Raw genomic sequence first — 8,132 nt, 5'->3', positions numbered from 1 at the left:
TACTACTTTTGAACCAAAGGAATGGACATGCGTCGAATTTCGCTCTCTCTGATTGCAATACTTTTAGCAGCCCCAGTGTCGTCAGAAACTCTTGAGCAAGCCGTTGCGACAACTTTGGCTACCAACCCAAACATAAAATCCATTTTTAACGAATACCAAAGCTACGTTAAGCAAAATGAAGCTGCCAAAGGCGACTATAAGCCGACGTTAGACTTGGATGCTGGTGTCGGGTATGAACGAGTTGACCCCGCCACTGAAGGAAACCCAACCACCAATTTAACCAGAAAAGATGCGACATTAACGCTAACCCAATTAATTTGGGATGGTTCAGCTACGCTCAACAATATTGATCGTACTGCTGCGGAAGCTGAATCGATCAGGTATCAACTACTGGCTGATGCTCAAGACAAAGCGTTAGAAGTCTCAAAGATCTACCTTGACGCAATAAAAGCATATGAACTTCTTGCGCTTTCAGAGAGCAACTTGAAAGTTCACAAACGAATCTACAAAGATATAGAAAGACGCACACAATCAGGATTAGGTTCAACAGCGGACCTTACACAAGTTGAAGCACGTATTGCAAAAGCACACGGTAACCTTCTTGCCGCTCAAAACGAAATTGCAGATACGCACACTCAATACCTTAGGTTGGTGGGTAAAAACCCAGCGGGGCTGATTTACCCTCGAGCGGATATCACCAAAATCCCTTTGACTCTCAACGAAGCGTTGTCAATTGCAGAGACAAACCACCCTGTTTTGAAGGTCTCTCAAGCAGACGTGGATGCAGCTGGCTTCCAATATGAACAATCCAAAGGGGTGAACTACCCAACGTTATCTATCGAGGCTCAGCACGCTTGGAAAGACGACGCCGATGGTACTGAAGGAACAGCGCAAGAAACATCCGCAATGCTAAGGTTACGATACAACCTTTATAATGGCGGCAGCGATGAAGCGCAGATCGAAAGAGCTGCATACCAGAGTAACAAGGCAAAAGATTTGCGTGAAAATACCGAGCGCAATATCGAAGAGGGCCTGCGCCTTGCTTGGAGTGCGCTCGACCTTACGTTGCAACAAAAAGAATTTCTAGCTGACCATGTGGACTCAGCGTCAAACACAGTCATCGCCTATGAGAAACAATACCGAATTGGGAAGCGCACCCTTCTAGACTTGCTTAACACAGAAAATGAGCTGTATGAAGCGAGAAAGGATTATCTAGAAGCGCATTACGCAGAGCAATATGCGAAATACCGAGTGATGAATGCTACCGGAACACTGCTCGATGCATTGTTGGTTGATATTCCTGAAGAGTGGCTTGAGCCTGTTAAATACTAAGGAAAGATTATGAAAATATGGGCCATCGTGTCAGCAAGCCTTGTCCTTGCTTCGAACACTGCATTAGCTGAAGAACCTGAGTACATTCCTGTCCCAGTTGCTGTTCAAACCAATGATTTGACAGATGACGATTACGACGGTGTGATAAACGCACGAGATACTTGTCCGAACACGCCAAGACAGGCCGAAGTAACAAACGATGGCTGTGAAGAGTATTTCGAAGCAACAGAAAAACGTCAATTGAAAGTCTTGTTTGCCAACAACTCTACGGACGTACCTCCCGCCTTTATGAGTCAAATTCGTACAATGGCTGAGTTCTTGGACAAGTACCCAGAAGCCAGCATTGAGCTGCAAGGTTACGCCAGTAAAACAGGTAGTGCTGAGAAAAACTTGGAGCTTTCTAAAGGTCGAGCTGAAAATGTGCGCCGTGCGCTGATAAGTTATGGGGTCAGCCACACCCGTATTAAAACCGTCGGGTTTGGTGACAATATTGATGTAGCTGGCAACTACACAGAAGTGAACCAAGCATTAGACCGTAAAGTGGTTGCTACTGTTGTCGGGCATCAAGGTGACGTTGTCGAAGAGTGGAGCATTTTCACCACTCGTGAAAAATAAACTTTTTCGATCAGCTCAAGATAAAAGTGCCCGTAAATCAATCAGTCATGGGCACTTTTAAACAACGATAATCTCTATGTGATAACTTTTCTGCTTAGTCAGTTCTCACAAATAAGACATTCATTAAACTACAATTCAAACAAAATAATGATAACCATCATCTATGGAGAGATGCAGTGAAACGTTTTTCTTGGTTTGTCGCAAGTTGCCTGCTTAGTTCAGCAACCATAGTAAATGCTCAAACATTAGAGCAAGCTGTGGCAAACACTCTCGCTACCAACCCTGAGCTTAAAAGTGCGTACAACGACTTTATGAGCTATGTCAAAGACATTGATGCAGCTGAAGGGGCTTACCTTCCTAGCATCGATCTTGATGCAGGCATTGGATACGAAGGTGTAGACAGTGCGACATCTAGTGAGAGAACTGACCTGACGAGAAAAGAAGCGAGTGTTACCCTCAACCAGTTAATCTGGGATGGTTCAGCCACGTTAAACAACATCGATCGGGTTTCTGCAGAAGCAGAATCTATGCGTTACCTTCTAATTGCGAGCGCACAGGACAAAGCACTAGAAGTTGCAGAGATCTACCTTGAAGCCGTGAAATCTGAAGAAGTTCTTGCTCTTTCAGAAAGTAATCTTGCCGTACACAAAAAAATCTACAAAGACATAAAACGTCGAGCGGAATCTGGAATTGGGTCAACTGCTGATGTCACTCAAGTAGAAGCTCGCTTGGCAAAAGCGCACGGTAACTTGCTAGCTGCGCAGAACAACATCTTTGATACTCACACACAGTTCACCCGCTTAGTTGGGCAATCACCACAAGGTTTGGTTTTCCCTAGAGCAGACGCCGAAGCGATCGCTTTCACCTTTGATGAAGCACTAGAACGAGCATACGATGATCATCCCGTGATTAAAACGGCCACTGTTGATGTAGAGGCTGCTCGCTTTCAATACGAGCAGTCTAAAGGAGTAAACTACCCAACAATTTCATTCGAAGCAGAACAAGCGTGGCGAGATGATGCCGGCGGCATCTCTGGAAGCAGTAGCGAGACTTCAATCATGCTTCGACTGAGATACAACTTGTATAACGGTGGTTCTGATGACGCCAATACCGAGAGAGCAGCTTACCAATTAAACAAAGCTAAAGATCTAAGAGATGACACATTCCGTAGCGTAAAAGAAAGTTTGCAGCTTGCATGGAATGCGTTAGACCTGACTTTACAGCAAAAAGAATTTTTGGCAGACCACGTAGACTCAGCATCAGAAACTGTCATCTCATACGAAAAACAATACCGTATCGGAAAACGAACTCTACTCGACCTCCTCAACACCGAAAATGAACTGTTCGAAGCACGTAAAGACTACATAGATGCTCACTATGCAGAGCAGCTTGCGAAGTACCGCGTTATGAACGCTTCAGGTAACCTACTCGATGCTCTAAGAGTCGATATGCCTCAAGAGTGGTTAGAGAAAATCGACTACTAATAAAATTTATCATGAAAAACACCAATATTATTTCGCTGCTTGTTGCTGCAAGCCTCTCTTTTTCTGTGTCTGCTGAAAACGGAGACACTGAGAGCTATATCGCCGTTCCTGTGGCGAAACAACGTGCCGACCTGCATGACAAAGACAACGATGGGGTTATCAATGCCCGAGACAAATGTGACGGCACCCCATTAGGGGCCAAGGTTGATAACGTCGGCTGTGAGCTTTATGTAAATACTCGCCAAAACCAGCAGCTCAAAGTGCTGTTTGAAAACAACTCTTCTGAAGTCTCGGTACTGTTTAGAAAGCAAATCCAAACAATGGCTAGTTTCATGGCAGCTTATCCTGAAACCGCAATCGAACTGCAAGGGTTTGCCAGTCGCACAGGTAACTCTAAGAAAAACCTTCAACTTTCCAAGCAACGTGCGAAACAAGTTGAAAATGCGCTTGTAAAATATGGTGTCGACCGCTCTCGTATCCGTACCATTGGCTTTGGTGATAATAAGCTATCCCGTACAGGGGACGACCCAAGATCACACGCACTAAACCGCCGTGTAGAGGCAACAGTGGTAGGACTTAAAGGGGAAGTGGATAAAGATTGGACAATCTTTACGACGCTCAAGAAATAAACCTTAGCCCGATCTCGTTTAAGTGGTAAGCTACGCAGGTAATCTACTATGGGACTTATAAAATGACCACATTAACTGCTGATATTCAAGCAAACCTTGAACTATTCGTTAACGATACTAAAGCTAACGGTAAAGTTTGGGGCCTACGAAATGAAGATGGTTGGCTAGCTTGTGACTCTACAGAGTTTGAAGAAAGTGAAGTTATGCCATTTTGGTCGTCAAAGGAAGACGCTGAACTTCACAATGTTGAAGAGTGGGCAGATTTTGAAGTTCTAGAGATCCCGCTAGATATTTTCGTAGAAGATTGGCTACTAACGCTAGACGAAGATGGTGTTCTTGTTGGTACTAACTGGAACGACCAACTTGAAGGTAAAGAAATGGAACCAAAAGATCTAGCAAAGCTTTACCTATAACTTGTCGCTAAGGTCTATGAAAAGCAGTCATTGGTGGCTGCTTTTTTTACACCTTAAACTCGGTGTATGTCTAAAAATTGATGTCGATCGCTATCATGATAATGCAGCGCAACTTACTCTATCTCACTAATTTTAAAATTATTTTACAGCAAAAATAAAATGCACTCGAAAATAGTGTAATCTCCCCACATCAAAACGTGACTCGATGATCTCATAAGATAAGATGCCGATGAAGAAACTACTTAAAACATCGTTACTACTGACCAGTTTACTCACACCATTGAGCCATGCTTTTGATAGAGATACATGGATTGAGCGTTACCACGCCTATCAGAAATCGGAACCTAACAAAGCAATAGAAATGTTAGAACAAAGGTATTTAGCTCTCCCTGAAGGTGGAGAAAAGCTATATATCTCTAGCCTAATACAACAATTTTTCACCCTTCGAGGGCAACCTTACTACTTTGAGGCAAATGCAAATCCCACTCAATTTGAGCGCTTTAAAGAAAGCTTAATCGCTGCACTAAACCATGAAACTCAAGGTGAATATCAACAGGCGCTTAATCGATACAAGGTCGATTTAGCAACCTCCAAGTCACAGTTAGTTCCGAGTGTTACGACGGTTATCGAATATCGTTTGTGCAACCTTTTGTCGCGAATGGGCGAGTATCACAATGCAAAATTCTACTGCACCAACACCTTAACCTATTTATCCGAGCAGCAAGACCCGTTTATTCCATTACACATCGTTCATCGCCTACTCGCCATGAATTACAGCGAACTTGGGGATATCAAACTCGCACTCGAGTTCTATAATCACGCATTGGAAAGTACCCCAAGTAAACTACTTGATAGTGGTCTTTATAATGACATTGGTAATCTGCTAGCCAAAGTAGGTAACTTCTCAGAAGCTGAACGCTACCTCACCCTAGCCTTTGACCTCACCAATCAAGAAGGTGTCCTCGCCATTGAACAAGCTCAGGTGCTGCACAGTTTAGCCGAGCTTTACTTGCACATGGATAAACTTGAGCTAGCTCAAGAGTATTTTGAACTCTCTTTAGAGAAACTCAAACCAACCCAGTATGCCTTTGGTATGGCTAACGTTTATATTGGACTTGGCAAACTTCACACTAAACTCAATAATCACAGTTTGAGCAACGCATACCTTCATCAGGCGATGACCATTGCGAGCAAGATGAAAAACAACGCGATGCAAACCGAAATTGCACTCAGCCTAAGCCAAGCGTATTGGACCTTAGATATATTGCCTGTATCACTGGAATATGCTCAGCAAGCTCAGGAAGCCGCCTACGACAATGATATACATCACCTCAAAGTAAGCTCTGAAAAGCTTCTTTCTGAGCTTTACGAAGCCAATGGCGATACTCAACGTGCATTTGAACATTACCGAAACTATCACCAACTTTCTATCGCTATGCATCACGATGAAAATCGCACGGCCTATGAGGCTTTGGATCTCAATCGTGCTCGACTACAAGAAGAACTAAAGCGCTCTAAACTGCTTCAGGACAACCACGAAAAGCAGCTCGAAATTGTTAACCTGTATAAAACCCAAGAGCTCTATCAATTCGCTCTGTTTTGCTTGGCTATACTATTGATTGCGACCTATAAAATTCACACTAAGAGCCGTCGCTTAGCTCAGTATGATTCACTGACTAACACACTTAGCAGGATCGGTACACTAAGTCGCGTTCGCCAGCAAAAAGAGCCTAGCCTTGAAGGCTGCTACAACGTGTTAGCACTGTTCGACCTTGACAACTTTAAGCAAGTCAATGACAGCTACGGGCACCCCACGGGTGATTTAGCACTGCTCCACGTCACCCAAGTCATTAATGAAAGTCTTGAGAGGGGTGATTTTATTGGCCGATTAGGAGGGGAAGAATTCTTAGTCTTAATGAAAAATGTGGCAGAAGGCGATGCTGCACATCGAGTGGAATCTTTGCGAGCCTCTATCTCCAACTCGCAATTTACTTCTGAAGATAATTTGGATGTTAACGTTACCGCTAGCTTTGCTTTTTTAGCTACAAAAGAAGCGCTTAACGACTTCGATGTGCTCTATTCGATACTGGATCAAGCGCTCTATCAAGCGAAGCTAAATGGTCGTGATTGCATTGTGGATGCCTACCACGACCCTATCGACATTATGCCTTATTCTGCTGCTCGATAAGCGTTTGCATAACTGCCGCTTGGTTGTCTTGATACTCTTCTAGACCAGCTCGGCGCAGGTCACAAGACGGACAATCACCACACCCATCACCTATGATGCCGTTGTAACAAGTGAGCGTCTCTTCTCGTACCAGTTGCAACGCATCATTTTGATCAGCTAACGCCCAAGTTTGAGCCTTATCTAACCACATCAGCGGCGTTTGAATGGTTAAAGGGCGATCCATCCCTTGAACTAGTGCACTGTTCATCGCTTTGACAAACTCGTCTCGACAATCTGGATAGCCAGAGAAATCTGTCTCACAAACCCCAGTAATTACGGTGTTCGCTCCGATTTGATAAGCGTAGATCCCAGCAAGAGTCAAAAACAAAATGTTTCGGCCTGGCACAAACGAATTAGGTAAACCATTTTCTTGAAGCTCATGAGAAACTGGAATGTCATCTCGAGTCAAAGAGCTGATTGCCAACTCATTCAGCAAGCCTACATCCATCACTTTGTGCGCCGCTACTCCTAGCTTCTTCGCCAAAGCTTCAGCCACTTCAATTTCTAGTTTATGGCGCTGTCCATAATCAAAAGTAATCGCATGAACTTCATCAAATTCTTTAAGAGCTTTGACCAAACAAGTCGTGGAATCCTGTCCACCACTAAAAACCACAACCGCTTTATTCATCTTCTATTCCTATGCGATGTTTAAGTATTTATGAGTTTGAATCGACAAACGCCAATTACGTTTGATGCAGGTGTCGATACACAGCTGAGTTGCACGAGCCTTCTGGCTGATAGGCTGCAAAGCAACGTTTGAAGCGTTAGCGATGCCTGCCATTTCTAATAGCTCATCGAGTTGGTCGATATCTTTCTGAGTACCAACTGGGTGCTTGATCTCATTGGCACGCAACATGGCGCTTTTCAGTACTGGAAGTTGGCCTTTCATTGCGACTTTTGGTGACACTGTCACCCAAGTTGATTCCGTGGCTAACACTTCAGAAGTGCCGCTGGTTTCAATTTGACACTGACAACCAATCGCTTCAAAGGCTTGAGTCAACTCAGTAAGATCATAAATGCACGGTTCGCCGCCTGTGATAACCACATTTGTCGCACTGTAACCTTGAGCTTGATACTCAGCAACCAACTCAGAGGCATCCAACGTACACCAGGTTGGGCTATCACCCTGTTTGACCATAATATCCCCTAGCGAAACTTGGTCCTGCTCCAGTGCTTCCCACGTCTGCTTGGTATCACACCATGCACAGCCTACTGGGCATACTTGGAGACGCACAAATACTGACGGTACACCAGTAAATGAACCTTCTCCCTGAATCGTTTCAAACATTTCGTTTAGTTTATATTGGGTCATGAAGTTCAAACCACTTAAAAAATTGGAATCGAGATTATACGGAAATGATAACCCAATACTAGTGGAGTGATGATATGCAGCGCCTTAGTCTGTCACTAAAGCGCTGTGAATAGAAAATAG

General features: G+C 44.0%; 8 protein-coding genes. 6 read left to right on the top strand and 2 right to left on the bottom strand.

Annotation, left to right across the window (positions count from 1 at the left end; all coding sequences use genetic code 11):
* The first annotated feature begins 27 nt into the window (after positions 1-27).
* The 6 genes from J4N39_RS06755 (at position 28) to J4N39_RS06730 (ending at position 6,661) form a co-directional block, all read left to right on the top strand.
* Complete coding sequence (locus tag J4N39_RS06755; RefSeq protein ID WP_252023340.1) at positions 28-1,332, top strand: TolC family outer membrane protein; 1,305 nt, start codon at positions 28-30, stop codon at positions 1,330-1,332.
* A gap of 9 nt (positions 1,333-1,341) precedes the next feature.
* A complete protein-coding gene (locus J4N39_RS06750) occupies positions 1,342-1,947 on the top strand; it encodes an OmpA family protein (protein WP_252023339.1) in 606 nt (201 codons plus the stop codon).
* Positions 1,948-2,123: 176 nt separating this feature from the next.
* Positions 2,124-3,431 (top strand): TolC family outer membrane protein, encoded by a 1,308-nt coding sequence (locus J4N39_RS06745; RefSeq protein ID WP_252023337.1) that lies wholly within the window; start codon positions 2,124-2,126, stop codon positions 3,429-3,431.
* Positions 3,432-3,442: 11 nt separating this feature from the next.
* A complete protein-coding gene (locus tag J4N39_RS06740) occupies positions 3,443-4,060 on the top strand; it encodes an OmpA family protein (protein ID WP_252023335.1) in 618 nt (205 codons plus the stop codon).
* Between the two features lie 62 nt (positions 4,061-4,122).
* Entirely contained in the window at positions 4,123-4,473 is a 351-nt protein-coding gene (locus J4N39_RS06735; protein WP_252023333.1) for a DUF2750 domain-containing protein, read from the top strand.
* 229 nt (positions 4,474-4,702) lie between these two features.
* Positions 4,703-6,661 (top strand): diguanylate cyclase, encoded by a 1,959-nt coding sequence (locus J4N39_RS06730; RefSeq protein WP_252023331.1) that lies wholly within the window; start codon positions 4,703-4,705, stop codon positions 6,659-6,661.
* Here J4N39_RS06730 and queC read toward each other — a convergent pair.
* The gene (gene queC, locus J4N39_RS06725) at positions 6,636-7,328 is read right to left on the bottom strand and encodes a 7-cyano-7-deazaguanine synthase QueC (protein ID WP_252023329.1); all 693 of its coding nucleotides are present in this window, start codon (positions 7,326-7,328) and stop codon (positions 6,636-6,638) included. The two genes, J4N39_RS06730 and queC, sit on opposite strands and share 26 nt — an antisense overlap.
* 9 nt (positions 7,329-7,337) lie before the next feature.
* The gene (gene queE, locus J4N39_RS06720) at positions 7,338-8,012 is read right to left on the bottom strand and encodes a 7-carboxy-7-deazaguanine synthase QueE (protein ID WP_252023327.1); all 675 of its coding nucleotides are present in this window, start codon (positions 8,010-8,012) and stop codon (positions 7,338-7,340) included.
* Between the last annotated feature and the right edge of the window lie 120 nt (positions 8,013-8,132).

The organism is Vibrio sp. SCSIO 43136 (assembly GCF_023716565.1).
In the GTDB taxonomy this organism is placed as follows: Bacteria; Pseudomonadota; Gammaproteobacteria; order Enterobacterales; family Vibrionaceae; genus Vibrio.
This window is presented reverse-complemented; position numbering and strand designations above follow the sequence as displayed.

Bases quoted from the DNA above. Each gene is read 5' to 3' on its own strand.
- J4N39_RS06750 (WP_252023339.1), top strand. From the start codon at position 1,342: ATGAAAATATGGGCCATCGTGTCAGCAAGCCTTGTCCTTGCTTCGAAC.
- queC (WP_252023329.1), bottom strand. From the start codon at position 7,328: ATGAATAAAGCGGTTGTGGTTTTTAGTGGTGGACAGGATTCCACGACT.
- queE (WP_252023327.1), bottom strand. From the start codon at position 8,012: ATGACCCAATATAAACTAAACGAAATGTTTGAAACGATTCAGGGAGAA.
- J4N39_RS06735 (WP_252023333.1), top strand. From the start codon at position 4,123: ATGACCACATTAACTGCTGATATTCAAGCAAACCTTGAACTATTCGTT.
- J4N39_RS06755 (WP_252023340.1), top strand. From the start codon at position 28: ATGCGTCGAATTTCGCTCTCTCTGATTGCAATACTTTTAGCAGCCCCA.
- J4N39_RS06740 (WP_252023335.1), top strand. From the start codon at position 3,443: ATGAAAAACACCAATATTATTTCGCTGCTTGTTGCTGCAAGCCTCTCT.
- J4N39_RS06730 (WP_252023331.1), top strand. From the start codon at position 4,703: ATGAAGAAACTACTTAAAACATCGTTACTACTGACCAGTTTACTCACA.